Source organism: Actinomadura sp. WMMA1423 (assembly GCF_006547145.1).
Lineage (GTDB): Bacteria > Actinomycetota > Actinomycetes > Streptosporangiales > Streptosporangiaceae > Spirillospora.
The window spans coordinates 6,606,723-6,627,269 of sequence record NZ_CP041244.1; the positions used below are offsets into that span (position 1 = coordinate 6,606,723).

28 protein-coding genes and 1 tRNA gene are annotated in these 20,547 nt (G+C 71.7%); 13 read left to right on the forward strand and 16 right to left on the reverse strand.

Going from position 1 to position 20,547, the window contains the following annotated elements:
- Positions 1-6: 6 nt before the first annotated feature.
- From FKD65_RS30610 to FKD65_RS30645, 8 genes are all read left to right on the forward strand, one after another.
- Positions 7-468 carry a hypothetical protein gene (locus tag FKD65_RS30610; protein WP_141579651.1) on the forward strand — a complete coding sequence of 154 codons (462 nt, stop codon included), beginning with the start codon at positions 7-9 and terminating at the stop codon, positions 466-468.
- Between the two features lie 26 nt (positions 469-494).
- On the forward strand, positions 495-1,271 hold the full coding sequence (locus FKD65_RS30615) for a PIG-L deacetylase family protein (protein ID WP_141579650.1): 777 nt from the start codon (positions 495-497) through the stop codon (positions 1,269-1,271).
- A gap of 37 nt (positions 1,272-1,308) precedes the next feature.
- Entirely contained in the window at positions 1,309-1,611 is a 303-nt protein-coding gene (locus FKD65_RS30620) for a hypothetical protein (RefSeq protein WP_141579649.1), read from the forward strand.
- Positions 1,611-2,171 (forward strand): collagen-like protein, encoded by a 561-nt coding sequence (locus FKD65_RS46365; protein WP_141579648.1) that lies wholly within the window; start codon positions 1,611-1,613, stop codon positions 2,169-2,171. Before FKD65_RS30620 ends, FKD65_RS46365 begins: the two co-directional genes overlap by 1 nt.
- A 10-nt stretch (positions 2,172-2,181) precedes the next feature.
- Positions 2,182-2,982, forward strand: coding sequence for a CHAP domain-containing protein (locus tag FKD65_RS30630; RefSeq protein WP_168221166.1), 801 nt, complete (start codon positions 2,182-2,184; stop codon positions 2,980-2,982).
- Position 2,983: 1 nt separating this feature from the next.
- Complete coding sequence (locus FKD65_RS30635) at positions 2,984-3,526, forward strand: 3'-5' exoribonuclease (RefSeq protein ID WP_141581291.1); 543 nt, start codon at positions 2,984-2,986, stop codon at positions 3,524-3,526.
- Between the two features lie 2 nt (positions 3,527-3,528).
- Positions 3,529-3,759 carry a holin gene (locus FKD65_RS30640; protein ID WP_141581294.1) on the forward strand — a complete coding sequence of 77 codons (231 nt, stop codon included), beginning with the start codon at positions 3,529-3,531 and terminating at the stop codon, positions 3,757-3,759.
- A gap of 93 nt (positions 3,760-3,852) precedes the next feature.
- Positions 3,853-3,923 (forward strand) — tRNA-OTHER (locus FKD65_RS30645).
- A gap of 196 nt (positions 3,924-4,119) precedes the next feature.
- On the opposite strand, the gene FKD65_RS44510 is transcribed toward FKD65_RS30645, so the two are convergent.
- From FKD65_RS44510 to FKD65_RS30695, 10 genes are all read right to left on the reverse strand, one after another.
- The gene (locus FKD65_RS44510) at positions 4,120-4,263 is read right to left on the reverse strand and encodes a hypothetical protein (protein WP_168221165.1); all 144 of its coding nucleotides are present in this window, start codon (positions 4,261-4,263) and stop codon (positions 4,120-4,122) included.
- 264 nt (positions 4,264-4,527) lie between these two features.
- A complete protein-coding gene (locus FKD65_RS30655) occupies positions 4,528-4,794 on the reverse strand; it encodes a hypothetical protein (RefSeq protein WP_141581300.1) in 267 nt (88 codons plus the stop codon).
- Positions 4,791-5,228: a hypothetical protein gene (locus FKD65_RS30660; protein ID WP_141581303.1), complete on the reverse strand. Its 438-nt coding sequence runs from the start codon at positions 5,226-5,228 to the stop codon at positions 4,791-4,793. The genes FKD65_RS30655 and FKD65_RS30660 overlap by 4 nt, the downstream gene beginning before the upstream one ends.
- Before the next feature lie 151 nt (positions 5,229-5,379).
- On the reverse strand, positions 5,380-6,555 hold the full coding sequence (locus tag FKD65_RS30665) for a helix-turn-helix transcriptional regulator (RefSeq protein WP_240809677.1): 1,176 nt from the start codon (positions 6,553-6,555) through the stop codon (positions 5,380-5,382).
- A 413-nt stretch (positions 6,556-6,968) separates the two neighbouring features.
- On the reverse strand, positions 6,969-7,349 hold the full coding sequence (locus FKD65_RS30670; RefSeq protein WP_141581308.1) for a hypothetical protein: 381 nt from the start codon (positions 7,347-7,349) through the stop codon (positions 6,969-6,971).
- 186 nt (positions 7,350-7,535) lie between these two features.
- On the reverse strand, positions 7,536-9,650 hold the full coding sequence (locus FKD65_RS30675) for an FtsK/SpoIIIE domain-containing protein (protein ID WP_205718291.1): 2,115 nt from the start codon (positions 9,648-9,650) through the stop codon (positions 7,536-7,538).
- Positions 9,647-10,471, reverse strand: a complete 825-nt coding sequence (locus tag FKD65_RS30680) for a DUF2637 domain-containing protein (protein WP_141581311.1) — start codon at positions 10,469-10,471, stop codon at positions 9,647-9,649. Before FKD65_RS30680 ends, FKD65_RS30675 begins: the two co-directional genes overlap by 4 nt.
- Complete coding sequence (locus tag FKD65_RS45810) at positions 10,468-10,935, reverse strand: DUF1707 domain-containing protein (RefSeq protein WP_240809678.1); 468 nt, start codon at positions 10,933-10,935, stop codon at positions 10,468-10,470. The genes FKD65_RS30680 and FKD65_RS45810 overlap by 4 nt, the downstream gene beginning before the upstream one ends.
- Positions 10,932-11,201: a hypothetical protein gene (locus FKD65_RS30690; protein ID WP_141581314.1), complete on the reverse strand. Its 270-nt coding sequence runs from the start codon at positions 11,199-11,201 to the stop codon at positions 10,932-10,934. Before FKD65_RS30690 ends, FKD65_RS45810 begins: the two co-directional genes overlap by 4 nt.
- 78 nt (positions 11,202-11,279) lie before the next feature.
- Positions 11,280-11,954 carry a hypothetical protein gene (locus tag FKD65_RS30695; RefSeq protein WP_141581316.1) on the reverse strand — a complete coding sequence of 225 codons (675 nt, stop codon included), beginning with the start codon at positions 11,952-11,954 and terminating at the stop codon, positions 11,280-11,282.
- Positions 11,955-12,133: 179 nt separating this feature from the next.
- On the opposite strand from FKD65_RS30695, the gene FKD65_RS30700 reads away from it, so the two are divergent.
- A complete protein-coding gene (locus FKD65_RS30700) occupies positions 12,134-12,376 on the forward strand; it encodes a hypothetical protein (protein WP_141581318.1) in 243 nt (80 codons plus the stop codon).
- Positions 12,377-12,726: 350 nt separating this feature from the next.
- Here the strand turns inward: FKD65_RS30700 and FKD65_RS30705 are convergent, their stop codons facing one another.
- From FKD65_RS30705 to FKD65_RS30720, 4 genes are all read right to left on the reverse strand, one after another.
- Positions 12,727-13,533 carry a phosphotransferase gene (locus tag FKD65_RS30705; protein WP_141581323.1) on the reverse strand — a complete coding sequence of 269 codons (807 nt, stop codon included), beginning with the start codon at positions 13,531-13,533 and terminating at the stop codon, positions 12,727-12,729.
- Between the two features lie 11 nt (positions 13,534-13,544).
- On the reverse strand, positions 13,545-14,093 hold the full coding sequence (locus FKD65_RS30710; RefSeq protein ID WP_141581328.1) for a hypothetical protein: 549 nt from the start codon (positions 14,091-14,093) through the stop codon (positions 13,545-13,547).
- A gap of 135 nt (positions 14,094-14,228) precedes the next feature.
- On the reverse strand, positions 14,229-14,495 hold the full coding sequence (locus FKD65_RS30715; RefSeq protein WP_141581332.1) for a hypothetical protein: 267 nt from the start codon (positions 14,493-14,495) through the stop codon (positions 14,229-14,231).
- Complete coding sequence (locus FKD65_RS30720; protein WP_141581337.1) at positions 14,492-14,935, reverse strand: hypothetical protein; 444 nt, start codon at positions 14,933-14,935, stop codon at positions 14,492-14,494. Before FKD65_RS30720 ends, FKD65_RS30715 begins: the two co-directional genes overlap by 4 nt.
- Positions 14,936-15,160: 225 nt before the next feature.
- Between FKD65_RS30720 and FKD65_RS30725 the strand changes: the two genes are divergently transcribed.
- Positions 15,161-16,447, forward strand: coding sequence for an XRE family transcriptional regulator (locus FKD65_RS30725; RefSeq protein ID WP_141581340.1), 1,287 nt, complete (start codon positions 15,161-15,163; stop codon positions 16,445-16,447).
- The gene (locus FKD65_RS30730; protein WP_141581344.1) at positions 16,444-17,010 is read left to right on the forward strand and encodes a GNAT family N-acetyltransferase; all 567 of its coding nucleotides are present in this window, start codon (positions 16,444-16,446) and stop codon (positions 17,008-17,010) included. Before FKD65_RS30725 ends, FKD65_RS30730 begins: the two co-directional genes overlap by 4 nt.
- Before the next feature lie 74 nt (positions 17,011-17,084).
- Here FKD65_RS30730 and FKD65_RS30735 read toward each other — a convergent pair whose 3' ends face one another.
- Positions 17,085-17,411, reverse strand: coding sequence for a helix-turn-helix domain-containing protein (locus tag FKD65_RS30735; protein WP_141581349.1), 327 nt, complete (start codon positions 17,409-17,411; stop codon positions 17,085-17,087).
- 92 nt (positions 17,412-17,503) lie between these two features.
- On the opposite strand from FKD65_RS30735, the gene FKD65_RS30740 reads away from it, so the two are divergent.
- Both FKD65_RS30740 and FKD65_RS30745 read left to right on the forward strand, forming a co-directional pair.
- On the forward strand, positions 17,504-18,325 hold the full coding sequence (locus FKD65_RS30740; RefSeq protein ID WP_141581353.1) for an MBL fold metallo-hydrolase: 822 nt from the start codon (positions 17,504-17,506) through the stop codon (positions 18,323-18,325).
- 25 nt (positions 18,326-18,350) lie between these two features.
- Positions 18,351-19,259: an alpha/beta hydrolase gene (locus tag FKD65_RS30745; RefSeq protein ID WP_141581355.1), complete on the forward strand. Its 909-nt coding sequence runs from the start codon at positions 18,351-18,353 to the stop codon at positions 19,257-19,259.
- Between the two features lie 24 nt (positions 19,260-19,283).
- Here FKD65_RS30745 and FKD65_RS30750 read toward each other — a convergent pair whose 3' ends face one another.
- A complete protein-coding gene (locus FKD65_RS30750; RefSeq protein ID WP_141581359.1) occupies positions 19,284-20,513 on the reverse strand; it encodes a PP2C family protein-serine/threonine phosphatase in 1,230 nt (409 codons plus the stop codon).
- Between the last annotated feature and the right edge of the window lie 34 nt (positions 20,514-20,547).

Genomic DNA, 20,547 nt, shown 5'->3' on the forward strand with positions numbered 1-20,547 from the left:
TGGGATATGGGTCTGGGATTCAAGACCTTCGCGGTCGGTGAGGTGCTCGGCGCAGCCGACGTCAACGGCTATCTGATGCGGCAGACCATTCCCGCGTTCTCATCCAGCGCGGCGATCATCGCCGGTATCACGAGCCCGGAGACGGGACAGCACGCGGTCGCCCGCGACACCGGGAAGCTCTGGTACTACGACGGGACGGCGTGGCGCCCGACCTGGCAGTCCGGCATCCAGCTCGTGAGCTTCAGCAGCAAGACCAAGCATTCGCTGGTGGTGAACTTCCCGACCGCGTTCGGGGCGGCGCCGTCGATGTGTGTGAACATCGCGACAGGTGCCGGGGCCACCGAAATGTGGGTGGCGCGCATCACCGAAATCTCCGCGACCAATTTCACGATCTTCGTGTTCAGCACGAACGGGTCCACCGGCACGTGGACGAATATCGAAGTGGAGTGGCTCGCGTTCCGTAAGTGACCCCCCGGCAGTTTGAGGAGTATCCAGTGAGCGACCCTGTTCCGGCGAACCCGACCGGCAAACCGATCGTTTTCTATTCGCCCCATCAGGACGACGAGACCCTGTTCATGGGGCAGGCCATCGCGCACCACGCCCTCGCGGGCCGTGAGGTGCACGTGGTGCTGCTGTGCAACGGGGCCCTGTCCGGAGCCCGCGCGATGCTCAACGGCACGGCGAGCAGCGGGTTCTGGGGCGGCTACCACTACCCGCCGCGCGAGGGGTACGCGCCGCTGAGCGAGGACGACTTCGGGCTCGCCCGGACGCGGGAGTTCGTGGCGGCGTGCGCGCAGCTCGGAGTGCCGGCGGAACGGGTTCACCTCGGCCGCGCGGACGCGCCCGCGGCGACGTCGGCGGACCTGCCGGACGGCATCTCCACCAGCTGGGCGACGGACGTCATGCAGTCGTGGGCGACGCGCTTCGCCGCCGAGGGCTGGCCGTCCGTGGGGCACTACACGATGTGGTGGGGCGACAACCACGCCGATCACGCCGCCCTGGGCAACGCGCTGAAGTCCCTCCGCAGCTCGGCCCCGGCCGCGTTCGTGGACGCGCGATGGCTGGTGAAGCCCGAGCAGGCCAGCGCGGCGGGCGCGGCGGCCTACACGATCTCGGCGACGTACTCGGCGATGGCCGTGCAGATGGCCCGCCGCGCCGGCTGGTGCTACCGGTCCTGGCAGCCCCCCGCCTGCTACGCGGTCGGCTACCACTCCGTCTCGTACTTCACGGGGCCCGAGAACGGGACCGCGAACTACATCGTCAAGCCGTAGCGCAGCCGGATCGGAGAGGTGATGGACGGGGGTGACGATGGCCGATGAGTCCACGATCGCCTGGCGCCTGGCACAGATCGAGAACGCCGTCCGTGACCTCGGCAACCGGGTCGTGCCCATGGACCTGTACTCCCGCGACCGCGCCGAGATCGAGCGGGACATCGCCGAACTCCGCGCGCAGCTCGCCGAGGAGAAGCTCGCCCGCAAGGAGGCCGACCGGGATCTCAAGGCGGAGATCACCGGCCAGGGGTCGAACTGGCGGCAGGCGATCTACGCGGGTGTCATCCCCGGCGCGCTGTTCCTGGTCGGCATCCTCCTCCAGCTCAAGGGCGGCAAGTGATGGCTGAGCGGGTGGGGTGGGTGCGCCGGAACTTCGGGGTGATGGCGGTGGGTGTGGCGTTCCTGGTGCTGGCCGCGTGGACGTGGTCGGCGGTCGGCGACCTGAAGGGCGACAACCGGGAGATGCGGCGCGACCGCGACCTCCTCGCGCAGCAGGTGCGGCAGATGGGTGGGGTGCCGCTGAAGTCGCCTACGCCCGGCCCGGCGGGATCACCGGGCACGCCGGGTGCGGAGGGCCGTCCTGGCTCGCCAGGCGCCTCGGGTGCGCCGGGTTCGCGCGGCCCGGCAGGGTCGGCGGGTGCGGCAGGTTCGCCCGGGCGGGCCGGGCCGTCCGGTCAGCCGGGGACGCCTGGCGCGGCGGGGCAGCCGGGCAAGGACGGCGCGTCCGGTGCGACGGGACCGCAGGGGCCCGCGGGTCCGGCCGGCCCGAAGGGCGACCCGGGCGAGCGGGGGCCGTCCGGCCCGGCGGGGCCGGTGTGCCCGGAGGGCTACCACCAGGAGACGGTCCCGGTCGTCACGGCGGGCGGCCCGACCGACTCTGCGATATGCGTCAAGGACTGAAGGAGAGCATGTGAGCTACACCGCCGCCGCCGCGATCAAGGCGGCCGAGGGCGAACTCGGGACCCGCGAGACCGGCACGAACAACACCCCCTACAACCACTGGCTCGGCGCGATCCCCGGCTACCCGCATGGCGGCTACGGCTACGCCTGGTGCTGCTCGTTTCAGGGCTGGGTGGCCGACCAGGCGGAGGGCGAGGCCAACCGCGACTACCCGCGCACGGCCGGGTGTGAGGTCGCCGTCGGGTGGTTCAAGGCGCACGAGCGGTGGAGCTCCACCCCGCACGTCGGGGACTGGGTGTTCTACGGCCCGCGCGGCGGCACGCACGTCGAGCTCGTCGTCGCCGTCTCCTCGAGTTCCATCACGACGATCGGCGGCAACACCTCCGGTTCCCTCGAGGGCCGCTACTTCAACGGCGACGGCGTGTACCGCAAGACCGTCGCGCGCAACTCTGACCGCATCTACGGCTACGGCCGCCCCGACTACGAGGAGGACGACATGCCCAGCGAGAAGGCGCTCTGGCAGTGGGACGGGATCGAGGCGCCCGCCGGCCCGGACGGCAAGCCCCTCAACCCGAAGAACCCCACCTGGCGGCCGGACTCCTACCTGCGTGAGACCTACATGTGGGTGCGGCGCGTCCAGCGCGAGCAGGCCGCGACGCAGGCGACGGTCATCGAGCTGTCGAAGGCCGTCGCGCAGCTCGCCGCCGACCGGGGTCAGCAGGTCGACCCGGACGCCCTGGTCCAGCGGATCACGTCCGCGATCGAGAACGTCACGGTTCGCCTCGACGTCGCCGACGAGTCGACCGCCTGACATGCGGATCTACTACGACTCGGAGTTCCTGGAGGACGGCCGGACGATCGAGCTGATCTCGATCGGTCTGGTGGCCGAGGACGGCCGCGAGTACTACGCGGTGAACTGGGACATGCCGTGGCGCCGCATCGTGCGGCACGAGTGGCTCCGCGCGAACGTCGTCCCGTCCCTGCCGGTCGTCCGGCACGACGGCATCCGCCCGTTGCGGAAGCCTTTCCTCGACCGTGCGCACCCGGACGTGAAGCGCCGCGCCCGGATCGCCGACGAGGTCCGCGACTTCCTCCAGGCGACGCCCGACGTGGAGCTGTGGGCGTCCTACGGCGCATACGACCACGTTGTCCTGTGCCAGCTCTGGGGCGCGATGGTCGACCTGCCGGACGGCGTGCCGATGTTCACGCGCGACCTTCAGCAGGAGGCCGCGCGGCTCGGTAACCCGCCGCTGCCTGAGCAGGCGGGCGGGTTCCACAACGCGCTGGCGGACGCCCGCCACGTGAAGACCGTGGCGGAGTTCCTGACCGTCATGCCAACTGGCAAGAAGGAGTGAGCATGTCCGCACCCGTGGAAGCCAAGGTCAAGGCGCAGAGCCTCGCGACGCTCGTCGCTGGCTTCGTCGTCGCGTGGATCGTGGTGGAGGTCCCGGCGCTGGCCGGGCTCGCCGACGTCCTCCAGGCGCTCATCATCGGCGGGATCGCGACGGCGGTCGGCGCGGTGACGGGGTGGCTGACCAAGCACACCCCGCGCGCCCCGGCGCAGGTGCCGCCCGCGCCGCGCCTCTGATCGCGGGCGGTCCCCCCGAGCCGCCCGACGCGAACGCCCCTCGCTCTCCTCCGGGAGGGCGGGGGGCGTTTCGCCGTATCCTGGTCTGGCCGTCCGGTGTAGCTCAACGGCAGAGCGGCCCGCGTTGGCGGGCGTGGACCCCGGTTCGATACCGGGCACCGGCAGCGGCGCCGCTGCTGCCACGGGAAACCCTGGCGCCCGGTGATCCGGCGCAAGCAGCACGAGCGCCCCCGTCCATCAGGGCGGGGGCGTTTCGCATTTGCGCAGGTAGTGTGTGATGCGTCGGCGGGTGGGGAAGCCCGACCGACGCGAACGGCCCCGTCTCCTCCGGGAGGCGGGGCCGCTTCGCTGCGTCCGGGGTCAGTCGTCGGGGAATTCGACGGTGATCGTCTTGTTGCCCTTGCAGGTGGTGCAGGTGCCCGACTTGGTGAAGCCCTTGCCTTCGCAGGCGGGGCAGGGCGCGGTGCGCTTCTCATAGACGATCGGGGAAAGGATCTCTCGCATCGGGGGCCTCCATCATCTCGCGGTACTCTTCGCTGTCCTTGGGGATGACGCCGCACTTGCGGCACCCGAAGGTGTCCTCGCGTGCCCGCGCCGGGTCGGCTTCGTGCTTGCCGCCCATGGGGCAGGGTGCCTTGGCGAGGCGCCGTCCTTCCTCGCTGAACTTCCACATGTTTGCTGAGCGTAGCCTCCTCGTGTCTGCTCGTGGTTGGGATGGAATCCGCGGCCCCGGGTCCCACCGCGCCGGGGATGACCGGGGCCGCGGGTCTAGGTGCGGACCGCGAGGAGTCCGGTGATGGCGACGGCCGCGCTGATGACGTCGTGCGCCTCGGCGAGCGGCTCACCCCAGTGCGTCCAGAACCACAGGCGCCCGGCGTCGTCTTCGCGGCGGCGGCAGGTGATCCGCACGGCGCGGGGGACCTCGCCCGCGGCCTTGACGATGAGCTGCCCGTCGAGGGCGACGTCGAGGCCGCGGGCGGCCAGGTGCGCGTGGAGCGCGGCGAGCCGGTCCCTGGTGTCGGCGTAGTCGGTCACCGCTTCACGTCCAGCCGCCGCATGACCTCGTCGGCGACGGCGTCCACGTCGGCGATGGGGCCGAGGTCGTCGCCGTGGTGCCAGGTGAACCGGCCCCGGTACGCGCCGATCGTGCGAGGGACGCCGCTCCGGGTTCTGGTGGCGATGCTGACCGCGCTCAGGTACGCCTCGACGCCGCGGACCCGGAGCGCGTCGCGCAGGGCGTGCCGGGCCCGCCCGCAGTCGACAGCGTCGGCCTCGTCGAGCAGCTCCGCCAGGCCGCCGACGCTCCCGGCGCCGAGGGTCAGCGACCCGTCCGCGCCGTCCTTGACCGCCTGGAAGGGGGCGTGCGCCTGGTCGGTCACCTTGACGATCCAGCCGGGGAACTCCTCGCTGAGGTCGGCGAGACGCTCGCCGATGTCGTCGGCGGTGCCGGTCTTGGGTATCTTCCCCATAGCCCGACTCCTTTCGGGTCAGGCCCCGGAACCACCGGCGCTTCACCGCCGGCCGGGGCCGCCTTGTGTGTCCCAAGACACACAAGCGCACGCCCGACCGGGTGAGGGGTCCACTCCCTACCCCGCTGCCGAGGGGTACAGTCCGTACCCCCTAGACGATCAGCCGCAGCGACCGCGCCAGGTCGCGGACCTCATCGGCTACCGTCGCCGGCGGAGACACCAGCAGCTCGGCCACCATCGACCGCGCGAACAACGAGAACGCGAACGTGTCGGCCGAGATCCCCTCCGCCTTACGCATCAGGTGCACGGCGGCGACGTCATCGCCCTCACGGTGGTGAGCGCGCGCGACCTCGACCAGGTACCGCGACTGGCGGGTACGGCTCGGGATCGCGGCCGGGTCGATCCGGTCCGCCGCACGCAACGCCAGACCCGGCTTCTGCAGGTCGAGATGCATGGTCACCGCGTAGTGCTCGACCATCCCCCGGCCGATCATCAGCCACGGGTGCGCGTACCCGGCCGGCAGGCCCCGGGCGGCACGCTCGGCCTCATCGTGGTGACGCCACGCATCACCCTCCCGGCCGACCTTGGCATGCGACAACGCGATGGCCAGGTGCATCAGGCTGAACAGCGCCAACTGCTCGGCGCTCTTGCCGGGGCGGAGCATATCGGCGACGTCGCGGGCCAGCTCCACACGCGCGTCGGCCGCCTCGCCCGCGTCGCGCCACACGTGGTTGAGGTACCAGGCGGCGCCCGCGATGGCCGCCGGGTCGTCGGCGTCAGCCGCGGCGTGCATCGCCCGGTCACTGGTCAGGTAGACCAGCTCCGGCGCGGGCTGGAACGTCGTGTAGAGCTGCGCGAGGTGGTAGACCTGCGCGAGCTGCCGGGACGCCTGGCGGCGCTCGGCCCCGTCCAGGGCGCGGGCGGAGGCGCGGGCATCGGCGATCAGCCCCGGCAGTCGGCCAGCGACCGCGCCGCGCTCGTGCTTCTTGGTGTGCCACAGCCGCCACGCCTGCTCGACCCGCCCGGTGAGCACGTCCGCCGGCATCGGGTCGTCCCCGGCCGTGACGGGGTAGGCGGCCAGGCTGTTGCGGATGACGTCCAACGACTCGTGCGCGTGCTTGGTGTAGGCGGCGCGCGACAGCCGCTGATCGCCCACCAGGTCCGCGAGGTCGTCCAGGCCGAGGACGTCGGCCAAGCGGATCAGCATCGGCAACCGGGGGAGGCCGAGCCGTCCGGTTTCCAGGCCCTTCACCCATTCGGCGGATCGCCCGACCAGCCCGCCGAGCACGGCGCGGCTCCTGCCGGTCCGCTCGCGGTAATACGCCAACCGCTGGGCAAAGGGGGCATCTGGAGCAAGTCCTGCGCTGTTAGTGTTGGGCATAGCCCCGCACCTCCTGAGACGTCGACACTCTCAGCGTAGGTCGCGGGGCCCTTCGCGTGACAGGGATTCCGGACGTGCAAGAGCCCCCCGCGCGCACGGGCCGGACCTCCCGCCGCTATCACTTCGGTGATCGCCGAAGTGATGCCTACGCCCGCGCACGGGCCGGACCCGCCATCACTGTGGTGGTTGCCAAAGTGATGCGTCTCGCGCAGATCTGCGCACGACCCGGACACCGCCATCACTTCCCCACTTGGCGAAGTGATGCGCCCGCCCCCGCGCGCACGGGCCGGGCACTCGACGAGCAGCAGCGAGCCCCGCCGGTCGGTGACCTGACGGGGCTCTCGGCGTGGTGGCCGCGGCTACCGTCGTCGGCTGCTCGACGAGGTGCGGCGCCCGGAGCTGCTGCTCGGCGTGCGCCGGGTCCTGGCGGTGCGGCGCCGCCGCTTCTGCTGGCGGGCCATGGTCTTGCGGTTGCGCTCGGCGTAGGTGCCGGCGAGGACGGCCGCGCCGGTCAGTGCAGCGATCAGCACGACGCAGACGGTCGAGATCAGGGTGAACCCGAACTCCACCAGGATCGCCGTGGCGCTGAGGCCGGCGAACCCGGCGCCGGCCCACGCGGCGCGCGAGCGTGCCCAGTGCGCGGAGCGGGTGTGCGAGCGGACGCGGGTGCCGTCCTTGCGGACGTAGGAGGTGACCCGCGGCTTCTGCTGGGTGCGGCCGGTGGGCTTTCTCGGAGGCATGATCTTCCCTTCGGTGGCGGGTTAGGTCCGCCGGATCGGGTTAGTTCCGTAACCGCCGCCCTGTGCGGCGGTCACTCGTGCTCTGGCCTGCGAAGAGTTAGGTGGGTTAGGTGGGTTGGGGCAGTGAGGTGCGGGCCCCGCACAGGCCCCCAGGGCGCGTCTCCGGGGGTGTGCGGGGGAGGTCACTCACTGCTCGTCGAGGTCGGCGGTCGACCGGTCCGCGATGGCCTTGCGGAGTTGCCCGGGGTCGAGTCGGCGGACGTTGCCGGCGTTGGTGGTGGGCACGCCCTCGTCCTCCAGGCGCTCCCTCAGAGCCGTGCCGTTCAGCGTCCGATAGGGCGCCCAGTGCGGGGCGAGGTCGCGCAGCAGCGCGGGCACGTCGGCGAGCCGGACGCGCTCGGCGCCGAGCACCTCGTCGAGGTCGGCCAGCAGGTCGCGCTCCTCGATCGCCGGCCGCGCCCGATCGGTGCCGGGCACCTGGCGGTTCCTGCGCCGAAGCTCGGTCAGGGCCCGGTCGACGAGCGGCGTCACCTGGTCGTGGTCCTTGGCGACGCTGAGGAAGTAGGCCTGGACCATCTCCGAGCGTTCCCCGGAGAAGCCCTTGACCAGCGCGGTTCCCTTGTCGGTGCCAGGGATGAGGTCGGTGGCGCGGTGCCCGCCCCGGTACGCGCCCTGCCCGAGCAGCGCGTCGTTGGCGACGTGGTCACCGACCGCGAACGCGATGCCGTTGGAGCAGTTGCGGGTCACGTCCCGCGGCATGCTCGTCGACGTCGGCGCCTGCGTGGAGACGATGAAGTGGATGCCGCGCTTGCGGCCCAGCTTGACGATCTCGACGACCAGCCATGAGATCTCGTCGCCGTGCTCGCGGTGGTTCAGCGCGACGTGCGCCTCCTCCAGCAGGCACACCAGCGGGTGAAGCCCCGGCACCTTGTCGGCCACGGTCCGCGTCACCTCGGGTTCCTGGCACTGCACCAGCAACTGCCCGCGGTCCTGGACCTCGGCGTGCAGCTCGCGCAGGTCGACGAGAATCTCCTCGATCCGCTCGTCTTCGGCGCCCATCACGTACCGCGCGCACCTCGGACGGAAGCTCTCGAAGTCGTAGTTGGAGTCCGGGACCCAGATGCGCAGCTCGGCCGTGGGGTCCAGGGCGGCGCCGGCCATGATGACCCGCGCCGCGCTGGACTTCCCCTGCCCGGGGATGCCGCCGACGATGGTGTTCCGGCCGATCAGCGGCGCGACGGTCGGGTCACCGCGCAGCGTCCGCCCGAACGGGACGCCCTTGAACACGTCGACCAGGCCCTCGTCGAGGAGCGGGTACGGGCCCGCGCCCTCCTCAAGGGCGCCCTTGTCGGCGACCCACAGATCCAGGACCCCGGCCTCACCGCCGGTCGAGGGCCACACTTCCTTTGCGAGCCGGTAGAGACCGGACGCCAGGTCGGCGCGGCGCCGCGCGATGCGGTCGGCGGTGACGCCGGCGGGCAGCCTCAACACCGCATGCGTCCCCCGGCCGTCGCGGCGGGCGGTGGTGATGTACTGGAGCGGCAGGCCGTCCTTGAGGTAGGCGGTGATCTGCGGGATGCGCAGCGCCTCCAGCGCCCTCGCAATCGTCGTCTCGTCGATCTGAACGTCCATGTCGACGTCACCGGCCGTCCCGACCCAGCGGGCTTCGTCGCGGTTCTCGTGACGCAGGCCGATGCCCCACAGCGCCAGCAGCACCACCAGCGGCGCCACCAGCGCGACGGGGAGCCACAGCAGCGTCACCACCACGACGGTGAACTCGGTGACTTCGGCGACCGCGACGAACGGCGTCACGACCTGCGTCACGTCCTGGCGCGCGACGGCGAGCAGCACACCGACCGCGCCGAGCCCACCGACCGTGACCAGGCCGGCCTTCGGCGCGGCCGTGATGACCCGGCCGGGGATCTCGATCAGGTCCATGCGGCGCTGGTGCCGGTCGCGTCGCCACTCCGCCGCCTTCTCCTCCCAATCGAGGGCGGCGGCGTGGTCGCCCATGGCTTCGGCGGCGCGGAGCATCCGCTCATACCGGCCGCCGGTCCGCCGCTCCCACGCTCGGCCGGCGACCACGACGACGCCGGTCACGACGTAGCCGCCGTGCTCGGCGAGCAGCCGCGCGGCCGGGCTGTCCACGACGGAGTAGACGACGTCCAGGACACCGGCCGGGCCCTTGCCGTCCTCCTCGTCGAGGTCGACGATCTCCCCTTCGAGAGCCTCCTCCTCGGCGTCGTCCTTCCCCAAAGACACGCTTTCGGGGACGACGTACAGGCGGGGTGTCCGCGTCACGGAGCCCCCTCCACGGCGAGAGCCTCACGGACGAGCCGGGCCTTCGGGTGCCCGATCCGGAGCTCGCGCCGGAGCTGGCGGACCGAGGGGAGAGCACCGGTCGCGAGCACCTCGGCATACCGGTCCCGGGCGGTCGCGACCACCGGGACGAGGTCCGGCTCGACGGGGGGTTCCTCGCACTGCTCCGGCTCGTCGTCCGGCGCCTCCGGGAGCGCGGGCGGGAGCGTCTCGCGAGAGGGCTCGATCTCGTCCCACAGCGCGTACCCGTCCGCCGCCTGACCAGCGGACCCGAGGTCCGGGAGCGGCCACCAGGACGGCGACGCAACGACCGTTGCGGCTCCACCGTCCGGCGCCGCAAGCTCGGCGTCGAGACCGGTGGTCGCGACAGGGGCTCGCGTGACGAGCCGGTGAAGGGTGCGCAGCAGGACGAGGAGGCCGAGCATCGAAGCGACCGGAGGCACCGCCGCGGTGAGCTGGTCGCTCAGCTCGTGGTCGACGTGCCCGACGTTGAACGCCAGCGAGACACCCCATCCGGTGGTCGCGATCGCCCCGGGCAGGAACAGATCCGCCCACGACAGGGCGCTCTTGCGGAGGCGGTGGCCCTCCAGCGTGAGGGCGAACAGGCCGAGCTCACCGACGCCGATGAACACGTCGACCATGGCCGGGAACGACATGGCCTTCCAGTCGTTGAGGCCGTGCTCGATCGCCCAGCCGTACAGGCCCGCCCAGGACTGGGCGAACCCGACGCCGGTGGCGGCCAGGACGCCGGCGGCCATGAGCGCGACGGACGCCAGGTGCGCGATGCGGGTGGTGCGGTTCATCGCCCCGTCACCTCACTCGGCAGGCCGTCCACGGTCCAGCGCAGGTCCTCGATGGTCCGGGCCGCGAGCGCGGCGGCGAGCCGGTCGGAGAGTTCGCCGACGTCCAGGCGGCCGGCGGCGAAGTGGCTGTGGAGCGCCTCCACGAACACGTCGCGCTCGGCGTCGCCGATCCGGGCGCCCTTCCGGCACGACAGCAGGACACTGGACACCGTCTCCGTCTGTAACACGGGCACGGCCCGGCGCTGGCGCTCGGCGGTCAGGGCGCGCATCCGGTCCTGGTAGATCCGCGCCGACCACAGGCACGCGAACCACACCGTCCCGCCCGTCGTCCCGAGCGCCCACAGCGCCGACACGATCGGGTGCGCGATGAAGAAGGCGAACAACCCGGTGCCGAGCAGGACGGCGGCGGCCAGGAGCAGCACGCCGAACAGCACGTCCCCCGGCTCACGGCCGCGGCGCCTCACCGGGACACCTTCCCCGCGCGCAGGATGATCCCGGTGATGACCGCGCACGTCTCGGGCTCCCACCCGGCCAGCCACTCCAGGATGCGCCGGTCGTAGGCGCCGAGCTCGACGCCGGCGGCCTCGCACGCCGCGGTGAGCTGGTCGAGGGACAGGCGCCCCATGGTGCCGGGCGCGGTGCGGGCGTGCGCGTAGACGTGGGAGACGGTGTCGGCGGCCTGCTGGTCGGTCTCGTACGGGCCGACGTCGGCCGGTAGGTTCTCCTGCATGGTTCAGACCTCCTTGGAAGGTCGGGATCTAGGGGCCCGCCCGGCGGTAGGGTCGCCGGGCGGGTCCCGCTGGTGTCGTTACTCGACGGGGCGGTTGCGGCGGGCGGCGCTGGTCAGGTCCAGCAGCGTCCGCGTGAGGCCCTCGGCCTCGGCGATGCTCATCACCCGGTCGCTGTCGATCTGGATGGACAGGTCGGGCTCCAGGCCGGGGACCATCTGCATGTGCACCGGCCCCGGCCTGCCCTCCACGCTCAGCAGGTGCACCTCCTCGTGGTGCTCCGCGCACCACGCCGGGTGCCCGTCGACCGTCTTCACGCCCTGCCCGGCCCGTGCGATGGCGACCAGCTCCAGGAGGCGGGCCGCGAACTCCTCGGCCTCGTCCGGGGTGAACTGGATGCCGGTCGGCTTGTCGTCGCGGCCCAGCTCGATGCGCGGGCCGATCTCGCGGTAGTGCTGGCGCAGGAACATGCGCGCCTCGTCGGGGGGATCGCCCTCGCGGGACTCGCACTCGTCCGCCGCGGTGAGGATCACCGAGCGGCCCGCACCGGTGTGCAGGCGGTCGTCGTAGTGGTCGTGCTCGACGTGCAACTCCGGGGCGTCGCACCAGGCCGGGCAGCCGTTGGGCAGCCAGGTCGGCCGCGGACCGTTCGTCTCGGCGGCGCGGACCGTGTCCGGCTCGCCTCCGGGCCAGCTGCCGGCGATGCTCGCCTCGACCGCCTCCTGCGGCCTGTCGGCGTCAGTAGTGTTGCCCATGGGTCAGGACCTCCTCGTCCTGGTCAAGGGCCTCGGTTTGCGGTGGTGACGCTTGCCGGGGCCCGCCGTATTGGCGGGGGATCGAACTTGGTAGCTACAGAGTAAACAGAAAGCTGGTAGCTACACAAGTCCTGTGCAAGGATTCTCCGTAGCTACACGACGTGCGGAGGAGTGCCCCCATGGCCGAGAAGTCCCGCAGGACCCCGACCAGACCCATCCGGGTGCCCATCCCGCTGTGGGACGCCTACGGCCGCGTGTGCGAGAGACTCGGCACCGACCGCACGCCGGACCTCCTCGACCACATGCGCGCACGGATCCGCGAGTACGGGAACGCGGACGAGTTGGCCATGCTGGATGAGGCGGAGCAAGAGCTTGCCGAGCGGCGGGCCCGCAAGGGCGGTCGGCCGCCGAAGGGCGCATGAGGGCGCCACGTTTGCGCCCGTTTTACGCCCGGAATATGACCGCCAACAGCCAACGGCAGTCAACGGATACACACACTGAGAAGCGCCGCTTACGCTGGTAAAACCACGATCGCCAACGACAGCCCAAGATGATCGTCCGGGCTGTCTGGAAGGACGCGGGTTCGATTCCCGCCACCTCCACGAGTCGGGCCACCGCGTTCGGCGCCCTTGAGGCGCCTTCCCGGTGGCCCGTTGTGTTTTCCGGGGGGCGACCCCCCGACCCCCCCGTGTCGGGCCACCGTGTTCGGCGCCTTGAGGCGCCTTCCCGGTGGCCCGTTGTGTTTTCCGGGGGGCGACCCCCGAACCCCCCGTCATCCTTCTCGCCGGAACTTCGCCCATCGCCGGGTCAGGTCGGCGTGCAACACCACCCAGGCGGCCGGATCCCGCTCGGCGTGACGCCGCCACCGCTCGGCGAACACTGCCGAGAACAGGTCGACGTCAGCCGGGTCCGCCGCCGTCCATGACGGGAATCGAGCCAGCCAGTCCGCCGCGCCGGCCGGGCTATGACCTGCCTTGAGCAGCCACGGCAGCAGCAGTCCCAGCTCCACCCACGCGGCACCGCGAGACGCGAACGCCCAGTCGACCAGCACGGCCCGACCATCGGGAGTGATCAGCAAGTTCTCGGCGTTGACGTCGGTGTGCAGTAGCGCCGCCCCGGACATTGGCGACACGTCTTCGGCGACGCTCTCCCAGCGGCGCTCCACCCGCATCCGTACGACCTCCGGGCATCGGGCCACCTGGAGCGCGTGCACCGTCTTGGCGAGGAGGTCCAGGTCGGGTGAACCGGGCGCGAAGTCGGCGTGCCGCCCGTCCACGTGCTCGAACCCCAGCGCGAGCCACCCCCCGGCATCAACCGTCCAGTGGAGCCGGGGGGCGAACTCGTTCATGTGCGGGACGATCCTGGCCTCGTTACGCAACGACCGGACTTCCGGGCCATCGGTGTCAGCCGCCACCTTCCGCGCGGCCTTGATGAACACCCTTCCGCCCGCTGTGTGGACGGTGGCGGCGACGTCGGCGTGATTCCCGGCCGGTGCGGGCTCGACCTTGCGGATCGGGCCGGTGTGCGCCTCGATCGTGCCGAGCACCTCGGGCGGCAGATCGATCCAGTCGCTGCGCATGAGGCTCCTCGTCACAATCGGATGGTGAGCGGCCCCTCCGGCACCAGCCCGTCCCAACTGCGCGTGGCCACCTTGCCGCCCATGTCGTTGCACTCCGGCGGACAGCAGGACGACCCTGACTCGTCGTCCCAGAACTCGGGATCGACGTACAGGCCGGTGGCCTTCAGGTACGGGATGGTGCGGGCGAGGGCGGCACCCGAGCGGATGTCATCGTCCATCACGGGCCGGTGGTGGATCACCGAGCCTGCGAACGCCAGACCAATCCGAAGGTATACCTCGGTCCGCTGGAGCGCCTCGTGCCACGCCTCGTCGACTGGCCGGGTGAGGACGATCCTGACGTAGGCGGCCGGATCCTTGCGGGCCTGGCGGCGGATCTGCCCGGCGGCCATGAGGAAGACCAGCATCTGGCCGATCACGCGCTCGGTGTAGGCGTGGGATGTGTGGTGCTTCTTGCGGAAGTCGTGCGTGAGCAGGTCGAACGCCCATGCGGGGATCAGTTCGCGCGGGTCCGTGGCCGCTAAGGCGTTGGGGCCGGCCGCCCGTTCGAGGGTGGTGGTCATTGGAACCTCCAGGCGCGCTCTATGAGGGTTGGACCGCAGTCCCGGGTGCGCGCCTTCAACCCGGGGCCGCGGTGTCGAGGGAGCGGCGCGGCCGGGAGAACGGGGGGCGATCTCCACCGGTCGCGCCGCCCGGGCTCATGCCCGTACCGCCAACAGTCCGGTGATGGCGACGGCGGCGCCGATGATGTCGTGGGCTGGGGCGAGCGGCTCGCCCCAGTGGGTGAAGAACCAGAGTTGCCGGCCGTCCTTGTCGCGCGGGCGGGAGGTGATGTGCACGGCGCGGGGGATCTCGGCCTTCACCCTCACGGTGAGATGCCCGTCCAGCTCGACGTCGAGCCCGCGCGCGGCGAGGTGCGCATGGAGTGCGGCGAGCCGGGCCTTGGAGTCGGCGTAGTCGGTCACCGCCGGTCCTCCAGGTCCAAGCGGCGCATGACCTCGTCGGCGACCTGGTCCACGTCGGCGATGGGGCCGAGATTGCCGCCGTCGTGCCAGGTGAACCTTCCCCGGTACGCGCCGATAGTGCGCGGGACCCCGGTCCTGGCCCTGATGGCGATGCTGACCGCGCTCAGGTAGGCCTCGGCGCCGCGGGCGCGGAGCGCGTCGCGCAGGGCGTGCCGGGCGCGCCCGCAGCCGAGCGCGTCGGCCTCGTCGAGCAGAACCGCTAATCCGTCAACGGTCCCGGCGCCGAGCGTCAGCGACCCGTCCGCGGCGTCCTGGACGGCCTGGAAGGGGGCGTGCGCGGTGTCGGTCAGCTTGACCGTCCAGCCAGGGAACTCCTCACTGAGACCGGTGAGCCGCTCGCCGATGTCGTCGGCGCCGCCGGCCTTGGGTACGTTGCTCATCAGCCCGACTCCCGTTCGGGTCAGGCCCCGGAACCTCCCGGCGTTCGCGCGCCGGGCCGGGGCCGCACTTGTATCGGCTCGGGGCACGCCTTCACGATTTCGAGCGGCCGCCCCGTTACGCCTCAGTGAAAGCCATGTCACCGTGCGCTGGTAGGCGGATACTGGCGGTCAGGAGGCGGGCTGTTCAGAGGGTCCGCCTGACCGGTCCCGGCGAATGGTGCACGCATGGCCGACACAGAACTCCCGCGCTGGGCGGCGCGCTTGAACACCGAGCGCGAAGCCCGCGGATGGTCGAAGCCGAGGATGGCGCGCGCCTTGTACAGTGCCCGTGACCTGCGGCCTAACCGCACACAGGTGGAATCGCTCGCCCGCCAGATCCGCAAGTACGAGAGGGGCGAGCACTTCCCCCGTGAGTGGGCCACCGCATACGCGGCAGCATTCGAAATCGGAGAAGTTGAGCTGTTTGGGCGACTTGACGATGGCCATGACAATGGGGACGTGGACCGCCGCACACTCCTCGGCCTCGCGGCCACCGCCGCCGCAGCCAGCTCCTTAGCCCGCGACGCAGCACCCCTGCGGGAAGCATTCGAGGTCGCGGTCGCCGCCGACGCCGGCGACCGCGACGCCGACACCTGGGAGCGCGTCGCCTACGACTACGCCCATGAGGTCGGCTGGTCTCCCGCCGCCGTCCTGCAGCCGGAACTCGCGGCGGACTTCGCCGAGTTGACCCGCCTCGTCCCCTCCGCTCGCGGGACCGCCGAGCTCCGCCTGATCCACGTCGCCGCCCAACTCGCCGCGCTCATGGCGATCAACCTGACCAGCCTCGGCGAGGACCGCGCCGCGCGCCGCTGGTGGCGCACCGCCTCCCGCGCCGCCGACCGGACCGGTGACCACGCCATCGCCGCCCGCGTCCGAGGTCGCGCCGCCCTCATCTCCCTCTACACCGAGACACCCCGCCTGTCGGTCATTGAAGCGGCCGAGGAGGCGATCGCCGTCGGGCGAGGCATCGCCGCCAGCGTCGTCAACGGGCACGCCGCCAAAGCTCAGGCACTCGCTGAGCTCGGAAGACATGACGAGGCCGCCGACGCCCTCGAGGACCTTTGCGGCGTCTTCGAGCAACTCCCCGAAGCCGTCCGAAAGGACCGGGGTAGTTGGGGCTGGTCGGTCGGTCGGCTCCACTTCGTCACCAGCCTCGTCCGCACCTGCGCCGGAAACGTGGAGCCGGCGATGCAAGCCCAGGAGGCAGGGTTGGCGGTCTGCTCGGCCCAGAGTTGGAAGTTCCGCGGCCAGATCGAGATGCAGCGCGCCGGCGTACTGATCCACATTGGCGACGTCGACGAAGGCGCCGAACACATGACGCGGGTCCTGGAGGCGCTGCCGCCCGAACAGCGCGGCGACGGTCTTCTGCGAGGTAGTGCGCTCACCTCGTTGCGGTTCGCAGCGCCCGCTCAAGCAGGGCGCTCTTCCATTCGCCGAGCACGGGAACTACTGGCATCGACAGGAGACCGATGACCCCAGACCTCACCTTCACCCGCCATGACCCGGCTGACGCGGAGAAGATCCTCGGCACCGTGATCGTGCCGGTCTACGTCGCCTCTCACCGGGACGCGGTCGACCAGCCGTTCTACTCCGCGGAGCGATTCGGTGAGCGAGTCCTCAGCTACATCAGAGTTCCCGGGTTCCAGCTCGTCGTCGCGCACGTCGGGGACGAGCCGGTCGGGCAGGCGTTCGGATGCACCTTGCCGGCGAAGACGCGCTGGTGGGACGGACTGACCACGCCGGTCCCGGACGGGTTCACCGTCGAGACCGGGTCGAGGACGTTCGCGTTCAACGAGCTGATGGTCGTCCCGGAGTGGCAGGGCAAGGGGGTGGCGCACTCGCTCCACGATGCGCTGCTGGAGGGCCGGGCTGAGGAGCGGGCGACGCTCCTGGTCCGGCAGGACAACGACTCCGCGCAGCGCGCGTACGCGCGGTGGGGGTGGCGCAAGGCGGGCAGGGCGCAGCCGTTTCCCGATTCGCCGCACTTCGATGTGATGATCGTTGATCTGCCGCTGGGTGGCCGCCGCGTGCCGTGAGTTCGCGGGCCGTGCATCCTCGCCGTACTGCTCGTGCTCGAATGTCGGCCGGGCGGGTGGCCTCGCGTGAGGGGTTAGGGGTGTTCCAGGGCCCAGGCGCAGATGGCGGAGAGGGGTTCTTGCAGGGTTCTGCCTAGTGCGGTCAGGGTGTATTCGACGTGCTGCGGGGCGGTCTCCTTGAGGACTCGCCGCTCGACCAGCCCGTCGCCTTCCATGCTCCGGAGGGTCTCGGTCAGCACCTTCTGGGTGATGCCGGGCAGCCTGCGGCGCAGTTCCGCGTGCCGCTGCGGTCCGGCGAGCAGCGCGTAGATCAGCAGGACCCGCCATTTCGCGGCCAGCCGCTCCAGCGCCTGCCGGGTCGCGCAGCTCTCCTCAAGGACGTCGGGTATCACCAGTTCCACGGGCTCTCCCTCCGGCGGGGCGCCTGAAGGCGGATGGGCACCTGGAAGTGCCTTCTGGCCGGTCCGGGAGCCGGGTGCCTAGTGTCCCGGGCATGACAGAGCTGAGAATTCACACCTACACGGCAGCAGAGCCCGGGATCTTCGTCAACAGCTATCTGCTGGAGGCGGCGGACGGCGTGGTGCTCGTCGACGCGGGGCTGCTGGTGTCGGACGCGCGGGCGCTGGCCGCGCGGATCGAGGCGCTGCGCAAGCCGCTGCTCGCGGCGTTCGTGACGCATCCCCATCCGGACCACTACAACGGGCTGCCGTACCTGGCCGGCGACGACGTTCCGGTCTACGCGACGGCGCCGGTCGCCGAGACGATCGAGCGGACCGCGGTCGCCAAGCGCGAGCAGTGGCAGCCCACCTACGGCGCGGAGTGGCCGGACCGGTTCCGGGTGCCGGATCGGCCGCTGGACGGCGGCGGAACCGTGGACGTCGCCGGGCTGCGGATCCAGGTGCACGACGTCGGAGGCGCCGAGAGCCACGCAGACTCCTACCTCCTCGTCGAGGCCGGCGAGAAGCGGTGCGCCTTCATCGGCGACCTCGCCTTCGACGGTGTGCACTCCTACACGGCGGACGGCCACTCCGGCGCGTGGCTGGACGCGCTCGACCGGCTGGTGGACGAGCTTGCCGGGATCCCGCTCTACCCGGGCCACGGCGCGCCCGGCGACACGGGCCTTCTGACGCGGCAGCGGCAGTACCTGCTGATGTACCGGGAGGCGGTGGCTCGTGCGGCCGCCGGCGCGCCGAGTCTGAGCGAGGCCCAGAAGCTGGAGCTGACGCGGCTCATGGCCCGCTACCTGCCGGAGGCGCCCCTCGACTGGCTGGTGGGGCTGGGCGCGGACGCCGTCGCCGCCGAGCTCGCCGCCTGATCCCCGACCGACGCCCAGGAGAGTCATGGCCACCGTCAGAACCGAACGGATCACTTTCGACAGCGAGGGGACCGAGCTGGTGGGCGCGCTCCGGATCCCGGAGGCGGACGCCGCCGGCGCACGGCCCGCCGTCGCGTTCACCGGCCCCTTCACCGGGGTGAAAGACCAGGTGGTGGGCACCTACGCCGAGTTGCTCGCGCAGGCGGGGCTGGTCACGCTGGCCTTCGACCACCGGGGCTTCGGGGAGAGCGGCGGGCCCCGCGGGCATGAGGACGGCCAGGGGAAACTGGCCGATCTGAGGGCCGCGGTCGGCGTGCTGGCCGGCCGGCCCGAGGCCGACCCGGACCGGATCGGCGTGGTCGGGGTCTGCCTCGGCGGCGGTTACGCCGTACGGGCCGCCGCCGCGGACCCCCGCGTGAAGGCGGTGGCGGGAATCGCGGGCGCCTACAACAGCCCGGCGCGGATCGTCCAGGCGATGGGCGTCGACGCCTACCGGTCCGCGCTCGGCGGCTTCCTGGACCGGTACGACGAGTACCTTCCCGCCGTCGCGCCCGGCGGTGCCGAAGCGGCGATGGCGGGCGACGAGCCGTACGAGTACTACGGCACCGCGCGGTCCGCCTCGCCCGACTGGCGCAACGAGGTCACCAGAGGATCGCTGCACTCCCTGATGACCTTCGACGCCCTCGGCGCGGCGGACCTCCTCGCCGCCACCCCGCTCCTCGTCGTCCACGGAAAGTCCGACGCCTACTGCTCACCCGAGCAGGCTCGGGAGTTCTACGAACGCAAGCCGGGCGCCAAGGAGATCCTCTGGCTGGACACGGACCGGCACATCGATCTCTACGACGTGGAACCGCACGTCACCCGGGCCGCCCGGGCGACCGCCGACTTCCTCTTCCGTGGACTCGGATCCGCAGGCCCGGACGCGCCGGGGTGAGAGACGCCGATCGGGGGCGCCCTGTCACAGGCGCATGATGACCAGGGCGGTGTCGTCGGTGATGCCGCCTGAGGGCAGCATGTCCCGCAGCAGGGCGTCGGCGAGGGCCTCGGGATCGGAGTGCCGGTGCCGGACGAGGGAGCCGGCCAGCCGGGACAGGCCGGTGTCGATGTCCTCGCGGCGGCGCTCGATGAGGCCGTCGGTGTACAGGACCAGGACCGATCCCTCGGCGAAGGCGCAGTCGGCCTGCCGGCGGGAGGTGTGCTCGAAGGCGGCCGCCAGCGGGGGGTCGGTGGCCTGGTCGAGGAACGAGACGGTGGCGTCGCGGTTCAGCAGGGCGGGCGGGAGGTGCCCCGCGCTGCTGTAGGTGAGGGCGCGGGCCGTCCAGTCGATGAAGACGCTGACCGCGGTGGCGGCCTCGGCGCCGTCCACGGACCGGGCGTACAGGCCGAGGGCTTCCAGGGCTTGGGCGGGGCCCTCGGCGACGCGGGAGGTGGAGCCCAGCGCCGCGCGCAGCTGACCCATCACCTTGGCCGCGGTCAGGCCGTGGCCGACGACGTCGCCTACGGCGACCGCGATCCGGTCGCCGTCCAGATCGACCAGGTCGTACCAGTCGCCGCAGACGTTCAGCGAGCCGATCGCGGGTCGGTAGCGCACGGCGGCGCGGTGACCGCCGATCTCCCGGGCGGCGGGAAGCATCGCCTCCTGCAGGGCCAGGGCGACCTCGCGCTCGCGGGCATGCGCTCGCCGCAGCCGCTCGTTGACCTGCTGCAGTTCCTTGGCCCGGGTGTACAGGTCGGCCTCCAGCACCTGGGTCCGGTCCTCGCCGAGGCGGGCGCCTCGGGCGCGGATGAGTTCGGTGACCTCCTCCACCCGGTGCAGCAGCAGCGCGACCTTCCCGTCGGGACCGTGGACGGGGGTGTTGACCGGACTCCAGTACCGCTCCTGCCACACCCCGGGACGCTCCGGATCCTCCACGTCGTAGCGCTGCAACGCCATGGCGTCGCGTTCCCCGGTGGCTGCCACCCGCCGCAGCGACGCGTGCAGGTTGCGCATGCCGGTGGCGGTGGGGTCGTTGGGGTTGTCGGGGAAGACGTCGAACAGGTACCGGCCGACCAGCTGCTCGCGCCTGCGCCCCGACAACCGCGCGTACGCCTCGTTGACGTCGGCGTACACCAGGTCCGGGCTGAGGAGCGCCACCGCGGTCGGCAGCGCCCGGTACACCGCCCCGTAGTCGATCTCGGCCCCGCTCACACCTGCCCCCGAATGCCCCCAGAACCGTCTTCCT

Coding starts and splice junctions, on each gene's coding strand:
- FKD65_RS30610 (WP_141579651.1), top strand. CDS start 7: ATGGGTCTGGGATTCAAGACCTTCGCGGTCGGTGAGGTGCTCGGCGCA.
- FKD65_RS30620 (WP_141579649.1), top strand. CDS start 1,309: ATGGCCGATGAGTCCACGATCGCCTGGCGCCTGGCACAGATCGAGAAC.
- FKD65_RS46365 (WP_141579648.1), top strand. CDS start 1,611: ATGGCTGAGCGGGTGGGGTGGGTGCGCCGGAACTTCGGGGTGATGGCG.
- FKD65_RS30635 (WP_141581291.1), top strand. CDS start 2,984: ATGCGGATCTACTACGACTCGGAGTTCCTGGAGGACGGCCGGACGATC.
- FKD65_RS30640 (WP_141581294.1), top strand. CDS start 3,529: ATGTCCGCACCCGTGGAAGCCAAGGTCAAGGCGCAGAGCCTCGCGACG.
- FKD65_RS44510 (WP_168221165.1), bottom strand. CDS start 4,263: ATGCGAGAGATCCTTTCCCCGATCGTCTATGAGAAGCGCACCGCGCCC.
- FKD65_RS30660 (WP_141581303.1), bottom strand. CDS start 5,228: ATGGGGAAGATACCCAAGACCGGCACCGCCGACGACATCGGCGAGCGT.
- FKD65_RS30670 (WP_141581308.1), bottom strand. CDS start 7,349: ATGCCTCCGAGAAAGCCCACCGGCCGCACCCAGCAGAAGCCGCGGGTC.
- FKD65_RS30680 (WP_141581311.1), bottom strand. CDS start 10,471: ATGAACCGCACCACCCGCATCGCGCACCTGGCGTCCGTCGCGCTCATG.
- FKD65_RS30690 (WP_141581314.1), bottom strand. CDS start 11,201: ATGCAGGAGAACCTACCGGCCGACGTCGGCCCGTACGAGACCGACCAG.
- FKD65_RS30695 (WP_141581316.1), bottom strand. CDS start 11,954: ATGGGCAACACTACTGACGCCGACAGGCCGCAGGAGGCGGTCGAGGCG.
- FKD65_RS30700 (WP_141581318.1), top strand. CDS start 12,134: ATGGCCGAGAAGTCCCGCAGGACCCCGACCAGACCCATCCGGGTGCCC.
- FKD65_RS30705 (WP_141581323.1), bottom strand. CDS start 13,533: ATGCGCAGCGACTGGATCGATCTGCCGCCCGAGGTGCTCGGCACGATC.
- FKD65_RS30710 (WP_141581328.1), bottom strand. CDS start 14,093: ATGACCACCACCCTCGAACGGGCGGCCGGCCCCAACGCCTTAGCGGCC.
- FKD65_RS30720 (WP_141581337.1), bottom strand. CDS start 14,935: ATGAGCAACGTACCCAAGGCCGGCGGCGCCGACGACATCGGCGAGCGG.
- FKD65_RS30725 (WP_141581340.1), top strand. CDS start 15,161: ATGGCCGACACAGAACTCCCGCGCTGGGCGGCGCGCTTGAACACCGAG.
- FKD65_RS30730 (WP_141581344.1), top strand. CDS start 16,444: ATGACCCCAGACCTCACCTTCACCCGCCATGACCCGGCTGACGCGGAG.
- FKD65_RS30740 (WP_141581353.1), top strand. CDS start 17,504: ATGACAGAGCTGAGAATTCACACCTACACGGCAGCAGAGCCCGGGATC.
- FKD65_RS30745 (WP_141581355.1), top strand. CDS start 18,351: ATGGCCACCGTCAGAACCGAACGGATCACTTTCGACAGCGAGGGGACC.